The organism is Kineococcus aridisoli (assembly GCF_050871885.1).
GTDB lineage: Bacteria > Actinomycetota > Actinomycetes > Actinomycetales > Kineococcaceae > Kineococcus.
Genome location: NZ_JBJLSF010000008.1, coordinates 59,085 through 81,129, shown reverse-complemented (window position 1 = coordinate 81,129; position 22,045 = coordinate 59,085). Strand labels below are relative to the sequence as shown.

The 22,045-nt window shown below is 74.2% G+C and carries 19 protein-coding genes and 1 riboswitch; of the genes, 9 read left to right on the top strand and 10 right to left on the bottom strand.

Annotation, left to right across the window (positions count from 1 at the left end):
- Positions 1 to 36 precede the first annotated feature (36 nt).
- Complete coding sequence (pgi, locus tag ACRYM2_RS04150; protein ID WP_432520083.1) at positions 37 to 1,731, bottom strand: glucose-6-phosphate isomerase; 1,695 nt, start codon at positions 1,729 to 1,731, stop codon at positions 37 to 39.
- A gap of 101 nt (positions 1,732 to 1,832) precedes the next feature.
- Here pgi and ACRYM2_RS04145 point away from each other — a divergent pair, with 101 nt between their 5' ends.
- The 6 genes from ACRYM2_RS04145 (at position 1,833) to ACRYM2_RS04120 (ending at position 8,349) form a co-directional block, all read left to right on the top strand.
- On the top strand, positions 1,833 to 2,801 hold the full coding sequence (locus ACRYM2_RS04145; RefSeq protein WP_432520082.1) for a bifunctional riboflavin kinase/FAD synthetase: 969 nt from the start codon (positions 1,833 to 1,835) through the stop codon (positions 2,799 to 2,801).
- A gap of 159 nt (positions 2,802 to 2,960) precedes the next feature.
- On the top strand, positions 2,961 to 3,230 hold the full coding sequence (rpsO, locus tag ACRYM2_RS04140; protein ID WP_166614887.1) for a 30S ribosomal protein S15: 270 nt from the start codon (positions 2,961 to 2,963) through the stop codon (positions 3,228 to 3,230).
- A gap of 281 nt (positions 3,231 to 3,511) precedes the next feature.
- Positions 3,512 to 5,773, top strand: a complete 2,262-nt coding sequence (locus tag ACRYM2_RS04135) for a polyribonucleotide nucleotidyltransferase (protein WP_432520081.1) — start codon at positions 3,512 to 3,514, stop codon at positions 5,771 to 5,773.
- Between the two features lie 7 nt (positions 5,774 to 5,780).
- A complete protein-coding gene (locus tag ACRYM2_RS04130; protein WP_432520097.1) occupies positions 5,781 to 7,163 on the top strand; it encodes a M16 family metallopeptidase in 1,383 nt (460 codons plus the stop codon).
- Complete coding sequence (gene dapB, locus ACRYM2_RS04125; protein WP_432520080.1) at positions 7,160 to 7,900, top strand: 4-hydroxy-tetrahydrodipicolinate reductase; 741 nt, start codon at positions 7,160 to 7,162, stop codon at positions 7,898 to 7,900. Before ACRYM2_RS04130 ends, dapB begins: the two co-directional genes overlap by 4 nt.
- 5 nt (positions 7,901 to 7,905) lie before the next feature.
- Positions 7,906 to 8,349 (top strand): hypothetical protein, encoded by a 444-nt coding sequence (locus ACRYM2_RS04120; RefSeq protein ID WP_432520079.1) that lies wholly within the window; start codon positions 7,906 to 7,908, stop codon positions 8,347 to 8,349.
- Between the two features lie 39 nt (positions 8,350 to 8,388).
- Here the strand turns inward: ACRYM2_RS04120 and ACRYM2_RS04115 are convergent, their stop codons facing one another.
- The 5 genes from ACRYM2_RS04115 to ACRYM2_RS04095 all read right to left on the bottom strand — a co-directional run bounded on the left by ACRYM2_RS04115 (position 8,389) and on the right by ACRYM2_RS04095 (position 13,886).
- Positions 8,389 to 8,703 carry a DMT family transporter gene (locus ACRYM2_RS04115; RefSeq protein ID WP_432520078.1) on the bottom strand — a complete coding sequence of 105 codons (315 nt, stop codon included), beginning with the start codon at positions 8,701 to 8,703 and terminating at the stop codon, positions 8,389 to 8,391.
- Between the two features lie 9 nt (positions 8,704 to 8,712).
- Positions 8,713 to 8,778: riboswitch (guanidine-III (ykkC-III) riboswitch) on the bottom strand.
- Between the two features lie 98 nt (positions 8,779 to 8,876).
- Positions 8,877 to 9,770: a carbohydrate ABC transporter permease gene (locus tag ACRYM2_RS04110; protein ID WP_432520077.1), complete on the bottom strand. Its 894-nt coding sequence runs from the start codon at positions 9,768 to 9,770 to the stop codon at positions 8,877 to 8,879.
- Complete coding sequence (locus tag ACRYM2_RS04105) at positions 9,770 to 10,732, bottom strand: carbohydrate ABC transporter permease (protein WP_432520076.1); 963 nt, start codon at positions 10,730 to 10,732, stop codon at positions 9,770 to 9,772. The genes ACRYM2_RS04110 and ACRYM2_RS04105 overlap by 1 nt, the downstream gene beginning before the upstream one ends.
- Positions 10,733 to 10,745: 13 nt before the next feature.
- Positions 10,746 to 12,038 (bottom strand): ABC transporter substrate-binding protein, encoded by a 1,293-nt coding sequence (locus tag ACRYM2_RS04100; protein ID WP_432520075.1) that lies wholly within the window; start codon positions 12,036 to 12,038, stop codon positions 10,746 to 10,748.
- Positions 12,039 to 12,191: 153 nt separating this feature from the next.
- Positions 12,192 to 13,886, bottom strand: a complete 1,695-nt coding sequence (locus tag ACRYM2_RS04095; protein ID WP_432520074.1) for a glycoside hydrolase family 13 protein — start codon at positions 13,884 to 13,886, stop codon at positions 12,192 to 12,194.
- Between the two features lie 110 nt (positions 13,887 to 13,996).
- Here ACRYM2_RS04095 and ACRYM2_RS04090 point away from each other — a divergent pair, with 110 nt between their 5' ends.
- On the top strand, positions 13,997 to 15,304 hold the full coding sequence (locus ACRYM2_RS04090) for an ROK family transcriptional regulator (RefSeq protein ID WP_432520073.1): 1,308 nt from the start codon (positions 13,997 to 13,999) through the stop codon (positions 15,302 to 15,304).
- Positions 15,301 to 15,849, top strand: coding sequence for an AAA family ATPase (locus ACRYM2_RS04085; protein WP_432520072.1), 549 nt, complete (start codon positions 15,301 to 15,303; stop codon positions 15,847 to 15,849). Before ACRYM2_RS04090 ends, ACRYM2_RS04085 begins: the two co-directional genes overlap by 4 nt.
- A gap of 17 nt (positions 15,850 to 15,866) precedes the next feature.
- Here the strand turns inward: ACRYM2_RS04085 and ACRYM2_RS04080 are convergent, their stop codons facing one another.
- The 4 genes from ACRYM2_RS04080 to ACRYM2_RS04065 all read right to left on the bottom strand — a co-directional run bounded on the left by ACRYM2_RS04080 (position 15,867) and on the right by ACRYM2_RS04065 (position 21,454).
- Positions 15,867 to 18,221, bottom strand: coding sequence for a glycoside hydrolase family 65 protein (locus ACRYM2_RS04080; protein WP_432520071.1), 2,355 nt, complete (start codon positions 18,219 to 18,221; stop codon positions 15,867 to 15,869).
- Positions 18,218 to 18,976: an HAD family hydrolase gene (locus ACRYM2_RS04075; RefSeq protein ID WP_432520070.1), complete on the bottom strand. Its 759-nt coding sequence runs from the start codon at positions 18,974 to 18,976 to the stop codon at positions 18,218 to 18,220. The genes ACRYM2_RS04080 and ACRYM2_RS04075 overlap by 4 nt, the downstream gene beginning before the upstream one ends.
- Before the next feature lie 75 nt (positions 18,977 to 19,051).
- Positions 19,052 to 20,194, bottom strand: a complete 1,143-nt coding sequence (locus tag ACRYM2_RS04070; RefSeq protein WP_432520069.1) for a glutathione-independent formaldehyde dehydrogenase — start codon at positions 20,192 to 20,194, stop codon at positions 19,052 to 19,054.
- 102 nt (positions 20,195 to 20,296) lie between these two features.
- Positions 20,297 to 21,454 (bottom strand): S1C family serine protease, encoded by a 1,158-nt coding sequence (locus ACRYM2_RS04065; protein WP_432520068.1) that lies wholly within the window; start codon positions 21,452 to 21,454, stop codon positions 20,297 to 20,299.
- Between the two features lie 168 nt (positions 21,455 to 21,622).
- On the opposite strand from ACRYM2_RS04065, the gene ACRYM2_RS04060 reads away from it, so the two are divergent.
- Positions 21,623 to 22,015 (top strand): phage holin family protein, encoded by a 393-nt coding sequence (locus ACRYM2_RS04060; protein WP_432520066.1) that lies wholly within the window; start codon positions 21,623 to 21,625, stop codon positions 22,013 to 22,015.
- The last annotated feature ends 30 nt before the right edge of the window (positions 22,016 to 22,045 follow it).

Genomic DNA, 22,045 nt, shown 5'->3' with positions numbered 1-22,045 from the left:
GTCTGTCGCACCGGGAGCCCCCGCGCCGGTCGCGCCTCAGCGCGCGCGGTGCTCCAGGTAGTACCGGATGAGCGAGCCCGTCGAGGCGTCCTGGGCCTCCAGGGCCCCGGTGTCGCCGGTCAGCGCCGGGGCGATCTCCAGGGCGAGCTTCTTGCCGAGCTCCACGCCCCACTGGTCGAAGCTGTCGATGCCCCAGACCGCGCCCTCGACGAACGTGACGTGCTCGTAGAGGGCGATGAGCTGACCGAGCACCGACGGGGTGAGCGCGGGCGCCATGATCGAGGTCGTCGGCCGGTTGCCGGAGAAGACCCGGGCGGGCACGACCTCCTCGGCGGTGCCCTCGGCGCGCACCTCCTCGGCGGTCTTGCCGAAGGCCAGCGCCTTGGTCTGGGCGAAGAAGTTCGCCATGAACAGCGCGTGCACGTCCGCCTCGCCGCCGTCGTGGTCGACGAGCGGGTGCGCGGGGGTGGCGAAGGCGATGAAGTCGCTGGGGACCACCCGGGTGCCCTGGTGGATGAGCTGGTAGAAGGCGTGCTGGCCGTTGGTGCCCGGCTCGCCCCAGAACACCTCGCCGGTGGCGGTGGTGACGGGGGAGCCGTCGTAGCGCACCGACTTGCCGTTGGACTCCATCGTCAGCTGCTGCAGGTAGGCCGGGAAGCGGTGCAGGTGCTGCGCGTAGGGCAGGACGGCGTGGGTGTGGGCGTCGAGGAAGTTGACGTACCAGACGTTGAGCAGCCCCATGAGCAGCGGGACGTTGCGCGCCGGCTCGGTGGTGCGGAAGTGCTCGTCGACGGCGTGGAAGCCGGCGAGGAAGGCGCGGAAGTGCTCGGAGCCCACGGCCACCGCCAGCGAGGTGCCGATGGCGGAGTCGACGGAGTAGCGCCCGCCCACCCAGTCCCAGAAGCCGAACGCGTTGTCGGGGTCGATGCCGAAGGCGGCGACCTTCTCCAGCGCGGTGGAGACGGCCACGAAGTGCTTGGCGACGGCGCCGCGGCGGGCCTCGTCGGAGTCGGCGAGGGCGCCGGCGGCGGCCAGGCGCTCCCACAGCCAGGTGCGCGCCAGGCGCGCGTTGGTCAGCGTCTCCAGCGTGCCGAAGGTCTTGGAGGCGACGATGAACAGCGTCGTCTCCGGGTCCAGGTCCTCGGTCGTCTCGGCGATGTCGGTGGGGTCGATGTTGGAGACGAAGCGGCACTCCAGCCCGGCCTGCACGTACGGCTTGAGCGCCTCGTAGGCCATGACGGGGCCGAGGTCGGAGCCGCCGATGCCGATGTTGACGACCGTGGCGATCCGCTTGCCGGTGACGCCCGTCCACCGCCCGGCGCGCACGTCCTCGGCGAAGGCGAGGACCTTCTCCAGCTCGCGCTGCACGTCGGCGTCGACGTCCTGGCCGTCGACGGTCAGCGCCGGCTGCGCGCCGGCCGGGCGGCGCAGCGCGGTGTGCAGGACGGCGCGGTCCTCGGTGACGTTGATGTGCTCGCCGGCGAACATGGCGTCGCGGCGCGCGAGCACGCCGGTCTGCTCGGCCAGCTCCAGCAGCAGCCGCACGGTCTGCGCGGTGACGAGGTTCTTCGACAGGTCGACGTGCAGGTCGGCCACCTCGAAGCCCAGCGCGTCGGCGCGGCCCGGGTCGGCGGCGAACCAGCCGCGCAGGTCGGGGGGCGTGGTGGAGCGGTGCTCGGCCAGGGACGCCCACGCGTCCGTGGTGGTGGGGTCGACGGGTCCTGCGCTCATGTGCTTCCTCCTGCGCGTCCTGTGGTGTCGGGAAGGACGCTAGCCAGCCCGTGCGGCGGGCGCGCGAGGGGCCGGTGGCACCTGCTGGCACAGTGTTGCGCGTGCAGCGGTGGAACGACCTGACAGCCGTCGAGCCGGGGTTCGGCCCCTCGGTCGTCACCATCGGCAACTTCGACGGGGTGCACCGCGGCCACGCCGCGGTGCTGGGCCGGGTGGTGGACCTGGCCCGCGCGCGCTCCGCGGCGGCGGTCGCGGTGACCTTCGACCCGCACCCGCTGCAGGTGCTGCACCCCGAGCGCGCCCCGCAGCTGCTCACGGCGCTGGAGCACCGCCTGGACCTGCTGGCGGCCACGGGGCTGGACGCCGTGCTGGTCATGCCGTTCACCCGCGAGCTGGCGGCGTGGAGCCCCGAGCGCTTCGTGCGCGACGTCTTCGTGCGGGCGCTGGGCGCCGCGGTGGTCGTGGTCGGCCACGACGTGCGCTTCGGCGCCGGCAACTCCGGGGACCTGTCGACGATGCAGGAGCTGGGGCGCCGGCACGGCTTCGAGGTCGTCGTCCTGGAGGACCTCGGCGACGCGCCGGGCGCGGCGCAGGCGCCCCGCTGGTCGTCCACGGCCGTGCGCGAGGCGGTGGCGGCCGGCGACGTGGCGCGGGCGGCGGCCGTGCTGGGGCACCCGCACCGGGTGACCTCGACGGTCGTGCACGGCGACCACCGCGGCCGCGAGCTGGGCTACCCCACGGCGAACCTGGACACGGGCTCCGAGGAGGGGATGGTCCCGGCGGACGGCGTCTACGCGGGCTGGCTGCTGCGCCCCTCGGGGCAGCGGCTGGCCGCGGCGGTCTCCATCGGCACCAACCCCACCTTCGACGGCCTGCGCCGGCAGGTGGAGGCGCACTGCCTGGCCGACCAGCCGGGCCTGGAGGGCGGGCTGGACCTGTACGGCGAGCGGGTCTCGCTGGACTTCGTGGCGCGGCTGCGCCCCACCCGGCGCTTCGAGGGCGTGCCGGCGCTGGTGGAGCAGATGGACCGCGACGTCGCCGAGTGCCGCCGGCTGCTGCTGGGCGCGTGAGGCGCGCGGGGCCCCTCCCGGGGGCGTCCCGGGGTGCGCGGTCGGGGCGCGCGGCGCCGCGCTGGTAACCTGGCACTGCCGTTCGATCGGCCGCGGATCCAGAGAGCCCGGGTGGACGAGCCCCGTGGCACCGCGCAACGAGTGATCAAGGAGAGTCGAGTGCCCCTCAGCGCTGACGTCAAGAAGCAGATCATCGCGGAGTACGCGACCGGCGAGGGCGACACCGGCTCGCCCGAGGTGCAGGTCGCGATGCTCACCCAGCGCATCCGCGACCTCACCGAGCACCTGAAGACCCACCAGCACGACCACCACAGCCGTCGTGGTCTGCTGCTGCTGGTCGGTCAGCGTCGCAACCTGCTGAAGTACATGGCCAAGAAGGACATCAACCGCTACCGCTCGATCATCGAGCGGCTGGGCATCCGCCGCTGACCTCGTCCCCGCACGAGGCAGGGGCGCACGGCAGGGGCGGTCCCGGCGAGTCGGGACCGCCCCTGCTGCGCATCCGAGCCGCACCCGCGGCAGACTCCTAGGCGCAGCCGCACGGCTGCACCTTCGAGCACCACACCCCAGCGGCACCGCGCAGCGTCGTGCCGGTCCTCGGTAGTGGCCTCCGGACGCACGACGTCCGTGGGCCTCGATCGAAGGCCGGACGGGAGGGCGTCGCCCTCCCGGACGCGCGGGTGCCGCGTGCACCGATGGAGGAGGAACCCGTGGAGGGTCCTGAGATCACCGCCGCCGAAGCCGTCCTCGACAACGGCTCGTTCGGCACCCGCACCGTCCGCTTCGAGACCGGCCGCCTGGCCAAGCAGGCCGCCGGCTCCGCCGCCGTCTACCTCGACGGCGAGTCCTTCCTGCTGAGCGCGACGACCGCCGGCAAGACCCCGAAGGACCAGTTCGACTTCTTCCCGCTGACGGTGGACGTCGAGGAGCGCAGCTACGCCGCCGGCAAGATCCCCGGCTCGTTCTTCCGGCGCGAGGGCCGTCCCTCGACCGAGGCGATCCTGGCCTGCCGCCTCATCGACCGCCCGCTGCGCCCGAGCTTCGTCAAGGGCCTGCGCAACGAGGTCCAGGTCGTCGTCACCGTCATGGCGCTGCACCCCGACGACGCCTACGACGTCGTGGCCATCAACGCCGCGTCGATGTCCACCCAGCTGGCGGGCCTGCCGTTCTCCGGCCCGATCGGCGGTGTGCGCGTCGCGCTGATCGACGGCCAGTGGGTCGCCTTCCCGCGCTACTCCGAGATCGAGCGCGCCGTCTTCGACATGGTCGTCGCCGGCCGCGTCGTGACCGCCGCGGACGGCTCCGAGGACGTCGCGATCATGATGGTCGAGGCCGAGGCCACCGAGGGCTCCTGGGCCCTGGTCAAGGAGCAGGGCGCCCAGGCGCCGACCGAGGAGGTCGTCGCCGCCGGCCTCGAGGCCGCCAAGCCGCACATCGCCAAGCTCGTCAAGGCCCAGGCCGAGGTCGCCGCCAAGGCCGCCAAGCCGACCGCCGAGTTCCCCGTCTTCCTGGACTACCAGGACGACGTGTTCCAGGCCGTGCTCGAGGCCACCTCGGCCGACCTCACCGCCGCGCTGGCCATCGGCGGCAAGCAGGAGCGCGAGAGCCGCATCGACGAGATCAAGACCGAGGTCAAGGCGAAGCTGGCCGAGACCTTCGCCGGCCGCGACAAGGAGGTCTCCGCGGCCTACCGCGCGGTGCAGAAGAAGCTGGTCCGCCAGCGCATCCTCACCGACGGCGTCCGCATCGACGGCCGCGGCCTGGCCGACATCCGCACGCTGTCCGCCGAGGTCGAGGTCCTGCCCCGGGTGCACGGCTCGGCGCTGTTCGAGCGCGGCGAGACGCAGATCCTCGGCGTCACCACGCTGAACATGCTCCGCATGGAGCAGCAGCTGGACACCCTGTCCCCGGTGACGCGCAAGCGCTACATGCACAACTACAACTTCCCGCCCTACTCGACCGGTGAGACCGGCCGCGTCGGCTCGCCCAAGCGCCGCGAGATCGGCCACGGCGCCCTGGCCGAGCGCGCGCTCGTCCCGGTCCTGCCGGCCCGCGAGGAGTTCCCCTACGCGATCCGCCAGGTCTCCGAGGCGCTGGGCTCCAACGGCTCCACCTCGATGGGCTCGGTCTGCGCCTCGACGCTGTCGCTGCTCAACGCCGGCGTGCCGCTGCGCGCGGCCGTGGCGGGCATCGCGATGGGCCTGGTCTCCGACACCGTCGACGGCGAGACCCGCTACGCGGCGCTGACCGACATCCTGGGCGCGGAGGACGCCTTCGGCGACATGGACTTCAAGGTCGCCGGCACCAAGGAGTTCGTCACCGCCATCCAGCTGGACACCAAGCTCGACGGCATCCCCGCCTCGGTGCTGGCCGGTGCGCTGACCCAGGCCCGCGACGCGCGCCTGTACATCCTCGACGTCATGGCCGAGGCCATCGACGCCCCGGACGAGATGTCGCCGACCGCGCCGCGCATCATCACGGTGAAGGTCCCCGTCGACAAGATCGGCGAGGTCATCGGGCCCAAGGGCAAGATGATCAACCAGATCCAGGAGGACACCGGCGCCGACATCTCCATCGAGGACGACGGCACGGTGTTCATCGGCGCGGTCGACGGCCCCTCGGCCGAGGCCGCCCGCGCGGCGGTCAACGCGATCGCCAACCCGACGATGCCCGAGGTCGGCGAGCGCTACCTCGGCACCGTCGTCAAGACGACCACCTTCGGCGCGTTCGTCTCGCTGCTGCCCGGCAAGGACGGCCTGCTGCACATCTCGCAGCTGCGCAAGCTGTCCGGCGGCAAGCGCGTCGACAACGTCGACGACGTCGTCTCGGTGGGCCAGAAGGTCCAGGTCGAGATCGCCGAGATCGACCCGCGCGGCAAGCTGTCGCTGGTGCCCGTCGTCGCCGAGGAGGAGAGCGCGGCCCCGGCCGACGCCGCCTCCGACGGCGCCGCGACCGAGACCGCCGACGCCTGACGTGTCGCTGAACCGCTCCGGGAACCCCGTCGCGCCCGCCCCGGTGGACCTGCCCACCGAGGCGGCCGGCGGGGTTCCCGCCACCACCGTCCTGTCCGAGGCCGACGGCGCCGTCGTCACCCGCACGGTGCTGCCGTGCGGGGCGCGGGTGCTCACCGAGGCCATGCCCGGTCAGCGCTCGGCGAGCATCGGCTGCTGGGTGGGGGTCGGCTCCCGCGACGAGACGAAGGGCCACTTCGGCTCGACGCACTTCCTGGAGCACCTGCTCTTCAAGGGCACCGAGCGCCGGGACGCGATGGACATCGCCACCGCGTTCGACGCCGTCGGCGGCGAGGCGAACGCCGCCACCGGCAAGGAGCACACCACCTACTACGCGCGGGTCCTCGACGCCGACCTGCCGATGGCGATCGACGTCGTCACCGACATGGTGACCTCCGCGGTGCTCGACGAGGACGACTTCACCAGCGAGCGCGAGGTCATCCTCGAGGAGCTGGCGATGAACGACGACGACCCGGGCGACGTCGCGCACGAGAGGTTCGCCGAGCTCGTCCTGGGCGAGCACCCGCTGGCGCGCCCGATCGGCGGCACGCCGGAGACGATCCGCGCCGTCGGCCGCGACGACGTGTGGGCGCACTACCGCGAGCACTACCAGCCCTCCACGCTGGTCTTCACCGCCGCCGGCGGCCTGGACCACGAGGAGGTCGTCGCGGCGGTGCAGCGCGAGCTGGACCGCGCCGCCGGCGACCTCGGCGAGGCGGCTCCGCGCCCGCGCCGCACCAGCGGCACGGTCGGCGGCGGCCTGCAGGTCGGTCGCGCGCTCGTCGTGGACCGCCAGACCGAGCAGGCGCACGTGCTGCTGGGCATGACGGGCATCACCGCGACGGACCCGCGCCGCTTCACCCTCAGCGTCCTCAACGCGGTGCTGGGCGGCGGGATGAGCAGCCGGCTGTTCCAGGAGGTCCGCGAGAAGCGGGGCCTGGCGTACTCGGTGTACTCCTTCAACGCCAACTACGCCGACTCCGGCTACGTCGGCCTGTACGCGGGCTGCTCGCCGGCCAAGGCGCCGCAGGTCGCCGAGCTCATGCTCGCCGAGCTGGAGAAGCTGGCGTCGGCGCCGCTGGAGGCCGAGGAGCTGGGCCGCGGCATCGGCCAGCTGGCCGGCGGCCTGGTCCTGGGCCTGGAGGACTCCGGCGCCCGGATGAACCGCCTGGGCAAGGCGGAGCTCGTGCACGGGCAGTTCCTCGACATCGACGGCGTCCTGGCCAACGTCCGGGCGGTCGGCGCCGGGGACGTGCAGGCGCTGGCGGCCGACCTGCTCGCGCGGCCGCGCTCGGTGACCGTCGTGGGGCCCTTCGGCGACGAGGCGCCCTTCCGGGGGGTCGTGCAGTGACGATCCGCGTCGCGGTCACCGGCGCCCGGGGCCGGATGGGCTCGCAGGCCGTCGCCGCGGTGCAGGCCGCCGACGACCTCGAGCTCGTCGCGGCCCTGGGGCGCGGGGACGACCTCGACGCGGCCCGCGGCGCCGACGTCCTCGTCGACCTGACCGTGCCGGACGCGGTGATGGGCAACGTGGAGCGCGCCCTGGCCATGGGGCTGCACGTGGTGACGGGGACGACGGGCTGGACCGACGAGCGCCTGGCGCAGGTCGGGAGCTGGCAGCGCGCGGCCGGGCGCAACGTGCTCGTCGCGACGAACTTCGGCCTGGGGGCCGTGCTCGTCATGCGGTTCGCCCAGCAGGCCGCCCGCTTCTTCGAGTCCGTCGAGGTCGTCGAGCTGCACCACCCCGCCAAGGTCGACGCGCCCTCCGGCTCGGCGATCCGCACCGCGCAGCTCATCGCGGCCGCGCGGGCGCAGGCCGGGATGGCGCCCCCGCCGGACGCCACGACGCAGCAGCTGCCCGGTGCGCGCGGCGCCGTCGTCGACGGCGTCCACGTGCACGCGGTGCGCATGCGCGGGCTGACCGCGCACCAGGAGGTCGTGCTCGGCGGGCCGGGGGAGACCCTGACGCTGCGCGACGACACCTACGACCGGGCCGCCTACATGCCGGGGCTGCTGCTGGGCGTGCGGCAGGTCGCCTCGCGACCGGGGCTGACCGTGGGCCTGGAGCACTACCTGGACCTGGGCTGAGCGCCGTGCGGACCAAGGCCGTCGTCGCCGTCTGCTGCGCGGTGCTGCTGTTCTACTTCGTGCTGCTGGGGCGCCTGGGCGCCGACCTCATCGCCACCGGCAACTGGGCGGGCATCGCCCTCGGGGTGGCGCTGTTCCTGCTGCCGCTGGTCGGGGCCTGGGCGGTCGTGCGCGAGCTGGTGTTCGGCGTGGCCACCGAGCGGCTGGGCCGGGAGCTCGCCGAGCGCGGGGCCCTGCCGGTGGACGAGCTGTCGCGCACCGCCTCCGGCCGCGTCGACCGCGCCGCCGGGGCGGCGATGTTCCAGCGCTGCCGCGCCGAGGTCGAGGCCGACCCGGCCGACGCGGGCGCCTGGTACCGGCTGGCCATCGCCTACGACGCCGCCGGGGACCGCCGCCGGGGCCGGGCCGCGGCCCGGCACGCCGTGCGGCTGCACCGCGGCCGCGGCTGACACCGCCCCGCCGGCGCACGCCCGCCGGCGCGCTGGTCGTCAGTGCACGACCTTCAGCCCGACCACGCCGCCGACGATCATCGCGAGGAAGACGACCTTCGCCACGGACACCGACTCGCTGCCGGTGAGCATCGCGTAGGCGACGGTGAGGACGGCGCCGATGCCCACCCACACCGCGTAGGACGTGCCGACGGGCAGCTCGCGCATGGCGTACGACAGCCCGCCCATGCTCGCGACGACCGCGACGGCGAAGACCAGCGTCGGCACCAGCCGGGTGAACCCCTGGGACCTGTCCAGCGCGGTGGCCCACACCGCCTCCAGCGCACCGGACAGGACGAGCACGAACCAGGACACGACGACCTCCGCGGGCCGTCTTGTCGCTGACCGGGTACGGCACCCCTCGTCCGGGGACCCGGGAGGGGCCCGACCCGACGTTCCCACCCCGGCCGGTCACCGGCAACCCGCGGTCACCGGCAACCCGCAGTCACCGGCAACCCGCGGTCGCCGGCGACCGGCGGTGACCGGCCTCACTTGATGGCGCCGCGGGTCACCCCCGACATCACCCAGCGCTGGGCGAGCACGTAGACGAGGATCGTCGGGGCGATCGCCATGAGGTAGGAGGCGAACGCGACGTTGTAGTCGGTGCTGAAGGCCAGCTGGAAGATCTTCTGCACGACGGGGATGGTCTGCAGGCTCTGGTCGCTGGTGATGAGCGAGGGCATCATGTAGTCGTTCCAGCTGGCCAGGAACGCGAAGATGCCGACGGTCGCGTTCATCGGCGCCAGCAGCGGGAACGTCAGCTTCCAGAACACCTGCCAGGTGCTCGCCCCGTCCAGCCGCGCGCTCTCCTCCAGCTCCTCGGGGATGGAGCGCAGGAACGCCGAGTACAGCAGCACGCTGAAGGACATCTGGAACAGCACGTGCAGCAGCGCGACCCCGCCGGGGTTGTCCAGGCCCAGCTCGCCGGTGAGCTTGACCTGCGGCAGCGCGACCACGGGGAAGGGGATGAACATCGCGGCGAGCAGGTACACGTAGCTCCACCGGAACAGCCGGTGCTGCCAGTTGCGGACGATGGCGTAGGAGGCGACGGAGGCCAGCAGCAGCGTGCCGGCCACCGTCGCGGCGCTGATGAGCAGCGAGACCGCGAACGCGCGGGGGAAGCCGGTCAGCGTCCAGGCGTCGGCGAAGCTGGAGACGTTCAACGGCCAGGGCAGGGTGAACCCGGAACCGGCGGCGGCCTGCTCGGGCGTCTTCAGCGCCATCGCGACGGCCAGGTACAGCGGCAGCAGGACGGTGAGCGCGGCGAGCACGAGCAGGGCGGTGACGCCCCAGCCGCGGCGCGGGGTGCGGTCGGCGGTGCGGCGGGGTCCGCCGGTGAGCCCGGCGACGGAGGCCGCGGTGGCGGGGTCGGTGACGGCCATCAGAGCGACACTCCTCGACGACGGATGATCTGCAGCTGCAGGACGGAGATGACGACCGTGACGACGAAGAAGACGACCGCGTTGGCCATCTGGTAGGCGTAGTCGCCGCCGGTGAAGCCGGTGAAGATGGTCATGGCGACGGAGCGGGTCGACGTGCCCGGCCCGCCGTCGGTGAGGCCGACGATGACGTCGTAGGCGTTGAGGAAGTTCTTGAAGCCGAGCACCGTGTTGATGACGAGGTAGCCGGCCAGCAGCGGCAGCGTGATGGACCAGAACTTGCGCCGGCTCCCGGCACCGTCGAGGTCGGCGGCCTCGTACACCTCCTCGGGGATCGCCAGCAGACCGGCGAGGTAGATGATGAGCGCGCTCGGCACCGCCTGCCAGGCCGTGACGAGCACGACGGCGATCCAGGCGGTGTCCGGGTCGGCCAGGACGCTGGTGCTCATCGACTCCAGGCCCAGCGCGCCCGCGAGAGCGGGCAGCGAGGTGGAGAAGACGTAGTTGAAGACGAAGGCGATGACGATGCCGGAGACGACCATCGGCAGGAAGAACACCGCGCGCAGCGCCGTCTTGGCCTTGATCCGCGCGTTGAGCCCGACGGCCAGCGCGAGCGCGACGACGTTGGTGAGCACGACCGTCGCGACGGAGAACCCGATGGTGAAGCCGTAGGAGCGCAGCACCTCCGGGTCGGTGAACAGGACCGCGTAGTTGGACAGGCCGACGAAGTCGGAGCGGCCGAAGCCGATCGAGTTCGTGAGGCTGAGCACCATGCCGTAGAGGGCGGGCAGCGTCACGAAGAGGGTGAACAGCGCGACGGCGGGGAGCAGGAACAGGTAGTAGGTGCCCTCGACGCGGCGGCGGCGCGGCCGCGCGGCGGGCGCGGAGCGGACCTGCAGGTCGCCGGGGCGGTCGCCGCGCGTGCGGGCACCGGAGCGGGGGACGGGGCTGCTGGTGGTGGCCATCGGGGTCCTCCGGTCAGGCGGCGGCACGCCGCGCGCGGCGCTGCCAGTCGGTGTCGAGGCGGGAGAGCAGCCGCTCGGGGTCCCCGGACAGGACCGCGTCCTGCACGTAGTTGCCGACGGGGATGCTGTCGGGCACGTAGGTGCTGATGCCCTGGTAGATGCGCTTCTCGTCCAGGCACGGCTGCAGCCCGGCCAGGCGCTCGTCGGCCAGCGGCGGGGCGCCGGTGCGCGGCGACTGCGCCGAGTTGTCCGCGTTGTAGGTGTCGACGACGTCCGGGCGCAGCAGCCAGCTCGCGAAGGCGCGGGCCGCCTCCTGGCGCTCGGTCTCGCGCGGGATCCACAGCGCCAGGTCGAGGTTGACCCGGGCCCGCGCCTGCGCCGGGTCGTCGGTCACCGGCAGCGGGAAGGAGCCCAGCCGGATGTCGGGGTCCACCTTGACGATCTCCCCGAGCGCCCAGGGGCCCTGGAAGTACATGGCGGCCTCGCCGCGCCCGAACCGCAGGTTGCCGTCGTAGTAGGTCAGGCTCGGGGCGTCGGGGTTGTCCAGCTGCGAGAGCTGCACCATGCGCTCCACGGCGGGCCCCAGGGTGCGGGTGAAGGAGACCTCCGCGTCCGGGCCGGCGTCCGCGCCGAGGGCCTGCAGGCCCTCGTGGAAGGCGGCCACGTCCACACCGCTGCCGGTGGTGTAGTCGAACATCCCCTGCGCGAGCGTCCAGACCTCCCGGTAGGTGTTCATGAAGGGCGCCACCCCGGCGGCCGTGAACGTCTCGCAGGCGGCGAGCAGCTCGCTCCAGGTGGTGGGCACCGCCACGCCGTGCTGCTCGAACAGGTCGACGTTGTAGATCATCCCTGCGGTGCCGATGGAGTACGGCAGCGCGCTGGTCTGCCCCTGGTAGGAGGCGAACTGGGTGACGAGGTCCTGGTAGGCGGGGTCGATGCCCGCGGCCTCCGGCAGGTCGGACAGGTCCGCCAGGACCCCCGCCCGGACGAGGTTAGCCGCCTCGATGCGGAAGTTGTAGCAGGCGATGTCCGGCGGCGCCCCGCGCACGAACTGCGCGAGGACGGAGGTGGGGGCGGTGTCCAGGACGACGAGCACGTCGTCCTGCTCGGCGTTGTACCGGGCGACGAGGTCGGTGAAGTGGTCGACGACCTCGGGCTTGTTCATGAGGAAGCGGATCCGCGTCCGGCCGCTCGCCGCGGTGGAGCTCCCGCAGCCGGCGGCCGCGGCCAGGGCGGCCGCCCCGGCGCCCGCGCCGGCGGCGCGCAGCAGGGTGCGCCTGCTGGGGGAGTGGAGGAGTGGGTGCACGTCGTCGTCTCCCGTGTGGGTGGAACGCGCGGGCGTCGTCGTCCGCGCGGACTTCCAGGGGCGCCGGCGGGGGCTGCCCGGCCGGCGTCCGCACCGGTGCGCCCGGGACCGCTCGCGGCGGTCCCGGACCCCGATGGTCCGCCTCGCGGCGGGTCAGCGCACGTCGACCAGCCAGGCCGTCGTCTCGCCGGGCAGCACCCCGCCGGGGGTCCCGTCGGGAGCGGTGACCGGCCCGTCGCTGCGCAGCACGACCTCGCCGGGGGGCATCGGCACCGGGTCGGTGCCGAAGTTCGTCACGCACGTCCAGCCGCCGGGGCGGCGGAAGCGGACGAGCTGGGCCTGCGCGTCCTGCGGGTCGTCCACGAACTCCAGCTCCTCCGCGCCCTGCAGGCGGGCGCGCCAGGCGAGGGCGGCCCGGTAGAACGACAGCGTGGAGGCGGGGTCGCCGTCCTGGACGTCCACCGCGCAGTCGGCGAACCACCGCGGTTGCGGCAGGTGCGCACCGCCCTCGCCGAACCCGAAGGAGGGTCCCTGGGCGGTCCACGGCAACGGGACGCGGCAGCCGTCGCGACCCTTCTCGCCGCCCCGGGTGCGCCGCCACGTGGGGTCCTGCAGCGCCTCGGCGGGCAGGTCGGCGACCTCGGGCAGGCCCAGCTCCTCCCCCTGGTACAGGTAGGCGCTGCCGGGCAGCGCCAGCAGGAGGGCGGTGGCCGCGCGGGCGCGCCGCAGTCCCCGCCGCAGGTCGGGGACGGGGTCGGTGCCGCCGGTCAGCAGCCAGCGCGCCTGCGCGGGCACGTCGGTGCCGTCGGGCAGGCCGTAGCGGGAGACGTGCCGCACGACGTCGTGGTTGGAGAGCACCCACGTCGAGGAGGTGCCGGACTCCCGGGCCAGGCGCAGGTTCTCCTCCACGACGCGCCGGAAGGAGGAGGCGTCGAAGTCGGAGGTGAGCAGGTCGAAGTTGAACGCCTGGCCCAGCCCCTCCGGGGAGGCGTAGCGCGCCCGGCGGTGCGCGGGCACCCACGCCTCGGCGACCGCGGTGCGCGGGGGGTCGTACTCGTCGAAGACCGCGCGCCACTGCCGGTACACCTCGTGCACCTCGTCGCGGTCGGACAGCCGGTGCGCGCCGTCGGGCAGGTCGTCGGCGGCCAGCTCCGCCGCGCTCGGCAGCGGCGGCGACAGGTCCTTGACCAGCGAGTGCGCGACGTCGACGCGGAAGCCGTCGACCCCGCGGTCGGCCCAGAACCGCAGCGTGGTGAGGAAGTCCTCGCGCACCTCGGGGTCGTTCCAGTCGAAGTCCGGCTGCTCGGGGGCGAACTGGTGCAGGTACCAGTCGCCGTCGCCGACCGGCTCCCACGCCGGGCCGCCGAAGACGGCGGTCCAGTCGCTGGGCGGCAGCTCGCCGTGCTCGCCGCGCCCGCGCACGAAGACGTACCGCTCGCGCTCGCGGGAGCCGGGGCCGGCGGCCAGCGCCTCGCGGAACCAGCGGTGCCGGTTCGAGGAGTGGTTGGGGACGATGTCGACGACCACGGCGATGCCGGCGCCGTGCAGGGCGGCGACGAGCTCGTCGAACTGCTCCAGCGTGCCGAGGGCCGGGTCGACGTCGCGGTGGTCGTCGACGTCGTAGCCGCCGTCGGCCAGGGCCGAGGGGTAGAAGGGCGAGAGCCAGACCGCGTCCACGCCCAGGGAGACCAGGTGCGGGACCCGGGCGGTGATGCCGCGCAGGTCGCCGATCCCGTCGCCGTCGGAGTCGGCGAAGCTGCGCGGGTAGACCTGGTAGACGACGGCCTGGCGCCACCAGGTGGCGTCCAGGGTTCGGGGCTCTGCTCGGGTGGGCGCGGTCGTGGTCACGGGCTCTCCGGCTTCGTCGGCGGGGGTGCGGTGGAGGTGGAGCACTTCATTGACGCCCTAAATCTAGGTGCTCGCTAAAGTGTGGCCACGACAGCGGAGGAGGTCAAGGGATGGCGGCCACGAGTCCTGCGTCGCCGGTGCGCCGGCTGCGCGACGACAACGTCCTCGCCGTGCTGCACCACGCCTGGGACCTGCGCGCCGAGCGCGGCCCCGTGACCGGCAGCGACCTCATGGCGGCCACCGGGCTGTCGCGGGCGACCGTGCACGCCGTGTGCGAGGAGCTCATCGACCTCGGCTGGCTCGTCGAGCTGGCCAACCAGCGCGAGCACGGGGACTACGTCAAGGGCCGCCCCGCGCGCCGCTACGCCTTCGCCGCCGACGCCGGTGCCGTCGTCGGGGTCGACGCCGGCGAGCACCGCATCGCCGCCCGCGTCGCCGACCTGCAGGGCCGGGAGCTGGCCACGGTCACCCGGCAGGTGGACCACCTCTTCGACGCCACCCCCGTCGGCGAGCGCGTCGAGGCCGTCGAGCGGACCGTCCTCGACGCGCTCGCCGCCGCCGGCGTGCGGGAGGAGGCCGGCGCGGGGCCCCGCGTCCTGGGCCTGGCCGTCGGCGTGCCCGCCCCCGTCGGCGCCGACTCGCGCACCGCGTTCTCGGGGAACCCCTACTGGGAGTTCATGAACCCGGACCTGGCGGCCGAGCTGACCCGGCGCCGCGGCTGGCGCGCCGTCGTCGACAACGACGCCAACCTGGCCGCCCTCGCCGAGGACTGGCGCGGCCACGGCCGCGGGGTGCGCCACCACGTCACGCTGCTGGCGGGCGAGCGGCTGGGGGCCGGCGTCGTCGGCGACGGCAGGCTGCTGCGCGGCGCCCGCGGGGGTGCCGGGGAGATGCGCTACCTCGGCCTCGTCGACGGCGTCGGCTCGGCCGACGGCCTCGCCAAGGTCGTGCGGGAGCTGGTGCGCGCCGACGGCGCGGACGGCGCCGGCGAGGTGGCCGGTGCGGGCGAGGTGGCCGCGGGCGGCGGCGCCCACGCCCGGGCCGGCGCTCAGGTCGACGCCCGGGCCGGCGTCCAGGTCGACGCCCAGCAGGTGTTCGCCGCCGCCCGCGCCGGTGACCCGCGCGCGCTCGCGGCCGTCGAGAGCGCCGGGCAGCGCCTGACCCGGGTCGTGGTCACCCTCGCCAGCCTGTTCGACCCCGAGCTCGTCGTGGTCGCGGGCGGGGTGGCCGGCTCCGCCGAGCCGCTCGTGGAGGTGGTCACCCGCGACCTGCCGGGCTACCTCGACCCGCCCCGCCCGCTGGTGGCGGCCTCCGCCCTGGGACGCGACGTCGTGGTGCTCGGCGCGGTCAAGCGGGCGCTGGACGAGGTGCGCTCGGACCCGCTGCGCACCGCCCCCGCGGCGAGCGCCTCCCGGTGACGCACCCGCCCGGGGTGCCGCTGCCGCGGGCGGTGGTGGTGCTCGTCGGCGCGGCGGCCAGCGGGAAGACGACGCTGCGCCGGCGGTGGGTGGCCGCCGGGCTGGACCCCGGGTGCGTCGTCAGCCTCGACGACCTGCGCCGGCGGCTGCGGGCCGAGGACCTGCACCGCGGCGCCGCCGACCGCGGCGCCCAGGCCTACACGCTGCCCGCGCTGCGCCGGGCGGCGCGCCGCTGCGACGCGCTCGCGGGGTTCGGCGTCGGCTACCTCGCGGACGCCACGCACCTGCGGCGCAGCGAGCGGCGGGTGCACGTGGCCCGCGCCGCGGCGGCCGGGCTGCCGGCCGTCGCCGTCCTGCTGCCCGCCCTGGACGTCGCGCAGCTGCTGCGCCGCGACGCCTCCCGGGCACCGGAGGAGCGGGTGCCCGCGGACGTCCTCGCCCGGCACGCGCACCGGCGCTCGCTGCTGTCGGCGGACGGCCTGCGTGCCGACGGCTTCGAGCACGTGCTCGAGGAACCCGGGGAACCCGGGAAAGCCGGCCGTTGACGTGGTGGGCCGCTCGCTCAGCCCAGCGAGCGGCGGTGCAGCGGTGCCCGTCCCGGCGGTTGCTGCGGGCTGGGCAGCAGCGGCTCGCGGCGCACCAGCGGCCGGCGCACCGGGGAACCCTCGGTGATCCGCAGGTTCTCCACCCCGTGCCGCAGCTCCACAGTCGACCCGTGGTCGCGCACGGAGTACTCGACCTCGTCGGGGCGGATGTCGACGCCCACCTTCGTGCCGCGCCAGCGCAGGGTGAACTTCAGGCGGGTCATGCCCTGCGGCAGCTGCGGGTCGAACACGAGCGAGCCGCCGACGTCGCGCATGCCGCCGAAACCGTTGACCAGCGCCAGCCACGTCCCGGCGAGGGAGGCGATGTGCAGGCCGTCACCGGTGTTGTGGTGCAGGTCGCGCAGGTCGACGCTGGCCGCCTCGTAGAGGTAGTCGTGCGCGAGCTCCAGGTGTCCCACCTCGGCCGCGGTGACCGCCTGGATGGCCGCGGACAGCGAGGAGTCCCGGACGGTGCGCCGCTCGTAGTAGTCCACCGCGCGGGCCTTGTCCTCGGCGGAGAACCGGTCGGCGAACCAGAACAGCGCCATCAGCAGGTCGGCCTGCTTGATGACCTGCTTGCGGTAGAGGTCGAAGTACGGGGCGCTCAGCAGCAGCGGGTACTTCGAGTCCTCCTCGAAGTCCCACTCCGGGCGCCGCGTGAAACCCGCGCACTGCTGGTGGACGCGCAGCTCCTCGTCGTAAGGGACGTGCACGGCGTCGGCGGCGTCGCGCCAGGACGCCATCTCCTCCAGGTCCACGCCGAGCGAGCGCGCCAGCTCCGGGTGGCGGCCGCAGGCCTGCGCGGCCACCTTGAGGTTCTGCGCGGCCGCCAGGTTGGTGAAGACGTTGTCGTCGACGACGGCGGTGTACTCGTCCGGGCCGGTGACCCCGGCGACGTGCCAGACACCGTGGATGTCGTGGTGGCCCAACGACATCCACAACCGGGCGGTCTCCACCAGGACCGCGAGCCCGCCGTCGGTCTCCAGCGACGTCTCGCCGGTGGCGATGCGGTGGCGCTCGATGGCCGCGGCGATGTCGGCGTTGACGTGGAAGGCGGCCGTGCCCGCCGGCCAGTACCCCGACGACTCCGTCCCGCGGATGGTGCGCCACGGGAACGCCGCGCCGCGCAGGTGCAGCTCCTTGGCCCGCTGGCGGGCCGTCTCCAGCGTGGACGCGCGCCAGCGCAGCGCGTCGGCGGCCGCCTCGGGGGCGGTGTAGCTGAGCACCGGCAGGACGTAGGCCTCGGTGTCCCAGAAGATGTGCCCGTCGTAGCCGGGACCGGTCAGCCCCTTGGCGGGGATCCCGCGCTGCTCGGCGCGGGCGCCGGCCTGCAGCACGTGGAACAGCGCGAACCGCACCGCCTGCTGCACCTCGGCGTCGCCGTCCACCTGCACGTCGGCCGCGTCCCAGAACTCGTCGAGGTACTCGCGCTGCTCGGCGAGCATCCCCTCGAACCCGGTGTAGCGGGCACCGCTGAGGGCCCCGGCCACCTGGTCGCGCAGCGCCGGCTGCGAGCGCAGCGAGGACCACCCGTAGGCCAGGAACTTCGTCAGCCGCACCTGCTCGCCCGGGGCCAGCGAGCACACCACCGTGGTGCGCGCCCAGTCCTGCGCGTCGTGCGTCTCCACGTCCACCCGGCCGGGCGCGTCGACGTGGTTCTCCATGCCGGCGGCCATCTGCAGCTGGCTCATCCGGGTGCGGTGCACGAGCGTGGCGCCCGCGCGGCCGCAGTCGTGCTCGACGGAGACCAGCGGCTCGCGCAGCGCGGCGGCCACGCGCGGGTCCCCGGACTGCTCCGGCAGCACCTCGTTGGCCACCAGCTCCGACTGCAGGATGAGGCGCACGGGCTGGTCGACGGCCTCGACGACGTAGTCCACGGCCGCGACCGCGCGCTGCACGAAGGAGACCAGCCGCGTCGAGCGCACCCGCACCCGCTTGCCCGCCGGGGAGGTCCAGTCCGCGGTGCGCACCAGGGTGCCCGCGCGCAGGTCCAGGACCCGCTCGTGCGAGTGCAGGACCCCGTAGCGGACGTCGAACGGCTCGTCGTCGACGAACAACCGGATGATCTTGCCGTCGGTGACGTTGACGACGGTCTGGCCCATCTCCGGGTAGCCGTAGCCGGCCTCGGCGTACGGCAGCGGGCGCTCCTCGTAGAAGGAGTTCAGGTACGTGCCCGGCAGGTGGTGCGGTTCCCCCTCGTCGAGGTTCCCGCGGAACCCGACGTGCCCGTTGGACAGGGCGAACAGCGACTCCGCGGACCCCAGCAGGTCCAGGTCCAGGTGCGCCTCGCGCACCCGCCACGGCTCGACGGGGAAGGTCTCGTGCGAGATCAACGCCCCTCCTCCAGCAGGTCCGCGAGGTCGCGCACGACCACGGACGCGCCGTGCGCGCGCAGCGCGTCGGCGTGCCCGACGCGGTCGACGCCCACCACGAAGCCGAACCCCCCGGTTCGGCCGGCCTGCACCCCGGCCAGCGCGTCCTCGAACACCACCGCCTGCGCGGGGTCGACGCCCAGGGCGCGCGCACCCGCCAGGAAGCTGTCGGGGGCCGGCTTGCCCGCCAGTCCCTGCTCGCGCAGCGTCAGCCCGTCGACGCGGGCCTCCACGAGCTCCACGAGGCCGGTGACCTCCAGGACCTCGCGGGTGTTGGCGCTGGAGGAGACGACCGCCCGGCGCAGCCCCGCCTCGCGCGCGGCGCGCAGGTAGCGGCGCGAGCCCTCGTAGACCTCGACGCCGTCGGTGGCGATGCGCCGCAGCAGGTCGGCGTTCTTGCGGTTGCCCAGCCCGGCGACGGTGACCTGCTCGAAGGGCTGGTCGAGCGGGTCGTCGGGCGAGCCCTCCGGCAGCACGATGCCGCGGCTGGCCAGGAAGTCGCGCACCCCGTCCGCGCGCGGCTTGCCGTCGACGTGGGCGTTGTAGTCCTCGACGGGGTCGAACGGCCGGAACGGCTCGCCGGTGCGCTGCGCGCGCTCGCGCAGGTAGGCGTCGAACGTGGCCGTCCACGCACCGTTGTGCACGGCGGCCGTGTTCGTCAGCACGCCGTCCAGGTCGAAGAGCAGGGCCGTCACACCGTCTGGTAGTCCGAGCACGCGCCCGAGCCTACGGCCGGGCCGCGCCCCCCGCGGGACGGGGCGTCCTCGACACGCCCGCGGGGTGCGCCGGGCTCAGCTGCCGGGGTGCAGCAGCACCTTCGTCCAGCCGTCGACGCGGTCGTCGAAGTTCCGGTACCCCTCGGGCGCCTGCTCCAGCGGCAGCTCGTGGGAGACGATGAAACCCGGCTTCGCGCGGCCGGCGACGATGAGGTCGCGCAGTTGGCGGTTGTAGCGCATCACCGGCGCCTGGCCGGTGCCCATCGACTGGCCCTTGGTGAAGAACGTCCCGTAGTCCCAGCCGATCCGGCCCTGCTGGGCGCCCTCGCTCGCCGCGCCCGGGTCCTGCGGCATGTAGACGCCGACGACACCGATCCCACCGGTGGCGCGCACCACCTTCACGAGGTTGTCCAGCACCAGTTCCGGGTGCTCCTGGCCCGACGGGTCGTGCGCCTGGTAGCCGACGGCCTCCACGCCGCGGTCCACGCCGCGCCCGTTCGTGGCCTCGGTGATCTGCTCGACCGGGTCGGCGGTGGAGAAGTCCACGGGGACCGCGCCGATGCTCTCGGCCAGCGCCAGGCGGTCCTTCTCCTTGTCGACGACGAACACCCGCGCCGCGCCCTTGAGCAGCGCGCTGTGCGCGGCCATCAGCCCGACGGGGCCGGCGCCGAAGACGGCGACGTCGTCGCCGGGGACCATCCCCGACAGCTCCACCCCGTGCCAGCCGGTGGGGAAGATGTCGGAGAGCATCGTGAAGTCGTTCTCGTGCTCGCTGCCCTCGGGCAGGTGCAGCAGGTTGAAGTCCGCGTGCGGAACCCGCAGGAACTCCGCCTGCCCGCCGTCGTAGGGGCCCATGTTGGCGTAGCCGTAGGCGGCGCCGTCCATGCCCTCGATGGGGTTCATCCGCAGGCAGAACGAGGTCCAGCCGTGCACGCAGTTGCGGCAGGAGCCGCAGCCGATGTTGAAGGGGACCGAGACGCGGTCACCGACCTTCACCCGCTGGACGCCGGCGCCGACGGCCTCGACGATCCCCATGTTCTCGTGCCCGAGGACCTTGCCCTCCTCCACGGAGGTGCGCCCCTCGTACATGTGCAGATCGGAACCGCAGATGTTGGTGGTGGTGATGCGGACGACGGCGTCGGTGGGGTCCTCGACGCGGGCGTCGGGCACCTCCTTGACGACGACGTCCCTGGGGCCCTGGTAGACGACGGCCTTCACTGAACTCTCCTCCGGTTCGTCCTGCGCTGCCGGTGCGATCCTTCCCCCGTCACGGCGTGCTCGCGCGTTCAACCGGCTCCCGCGGGCCCCGGCGCCGGTGGGTCAGCCGACCGCCAGCTCCCCGAGCACCACCTGGAACACCTGCTCGTCACCGCCCCGCCTCGCGGTGACCTGCACCGCGTCGCCGACGCTCAGCCCGGCGAGCACCGCCGAGAGCTCCGCGGCGCTGCGCACGGGTTGCTCGTCCACGGCGGTGATGACGTCACCGGCGCGCATCCCCGCGGTCTCGGCGGCCCCGCCGGGTTCCACGGAGACGACACCGACGCCCGCCGGCTGGCCGGAGCGGTCGGCCAGCGTCGTGACGGAGACCCCCAGCGCCGCGCGGTTGGAGTCGGTGACCCGGCCGTCGCGGATCAGCTGCCCGGCGATGTCCTCGGCGGTGTTGGAGGGGATGGCGAAGCCGATGCCCGGGGCCGCCCCGCCCTGCTCCGGGCTGATCGCCGCCAGCGTCGGGATGCCGATGACCTCCCCGTCGAGGTCGACGAGGGCGCCACCGCTGTTGCCGGGGTTGATCGAGGCGGAGGTCTGGATGGTGCCCGGCAGGGTCGCCCCGCCCGGTGCGGCCTCGCTGGGCGGTTCGGAGACGGTGCGGCCGGTGGCCGAGACGATGCCGTTGGTCACGCTGCTGGACAGCCCCAGCGGGTTGCCCATCGCCAGGACCAGGGAACCGACCTCGACCTCGTCGGAGTCGCCGAACGTCGCCGGCTGCAGGTCGGGCGCCCCCTGGACCCGCACGACCGCGAGGTCGTTGGCGGGGTAGGTCCCGACGAGGGTGGCCGGGTAGGAGGTGGGGGAGTTGGCGAACTGCACCTGGAAGCTCGTCGCGGTGCCCACCACGTGGGCGTTGGTGACGATGTTGCCGGCGTCGTCGAGGACGACGCCGCTGCCCAGGCCGCTGCCGGTGCGGATCTCCACCACCGAGGGCAGCACCTGGCGGATGACCCGCTGGTAGGAGTCCTCCAGCGTCTCCGCCTGCGACCCGGCGCTCGCGGCGGTCTCCTGCGACGAGGCCGTCGCGGTGCCCGCCTCCTGCCCGGCCGGCCCGCTGACCGCCGCGGGCGCCGACGCCCCCCCGCCGCCGGTGCAGCCGCCCACCGCGAGCAGCGGCACGAGCGCGATGCCCGCGACCGCGGTGCGACGGGTCCGCCGCGCGCGTCCCGCCGTCCGGGGGCTCGTCCGGGGGTCGTCGTCCTGGGCCACCTCGCCACCTCCTGCTCCGGGCACCGCGCCGGCGCGGTGCGCGCCGGGTCCGGTGCCGCCATGCTTCCCCGCCGCGGGCGCCCGCGCACGCCGGGCCGGTGCCCCGGCCGGTGTTTCAGCCGGGCGTGCGGGGGGCAGGGGGCGGGTGACCGCTGAGAGGGGACGACCATGACCGAACAGCCCAACCGCACGGCGGGTCAGCTCGTCGACGAGCTGACCTCCGACACCGCCCAGCTGGTGCGCGCGGAGGTGCGCAAGGGGCAGCAGGAACTGCTCGACAAGGCGAAGGAGGCGTCCAAGGGTGCCGCCCTCCTGGGGGGTGCCGCCGTGCTCGGCGCCCTCGCCGCGGGGACGTCGGCGACCTTCGTCGTCCGGACCCTGGGCAAGGTGCTCCCGGCGCCCACCGCCGCGTTCCTCGCGACCGCCCTCTACGCCGGTGGTGCGGCAGCGCTCGGCTCCGCCGGCCTCGCCGAGCTCAAGCGCGTCGGGCCGCTGTGGCCGGAGGAGACGCTCGCCAGCATCCGCGAGGACGTGCGGGCCGCGCGGCCGCACGCCGGCTGACCCCACCGGCTGACCCGCCGGCCGGTCCCG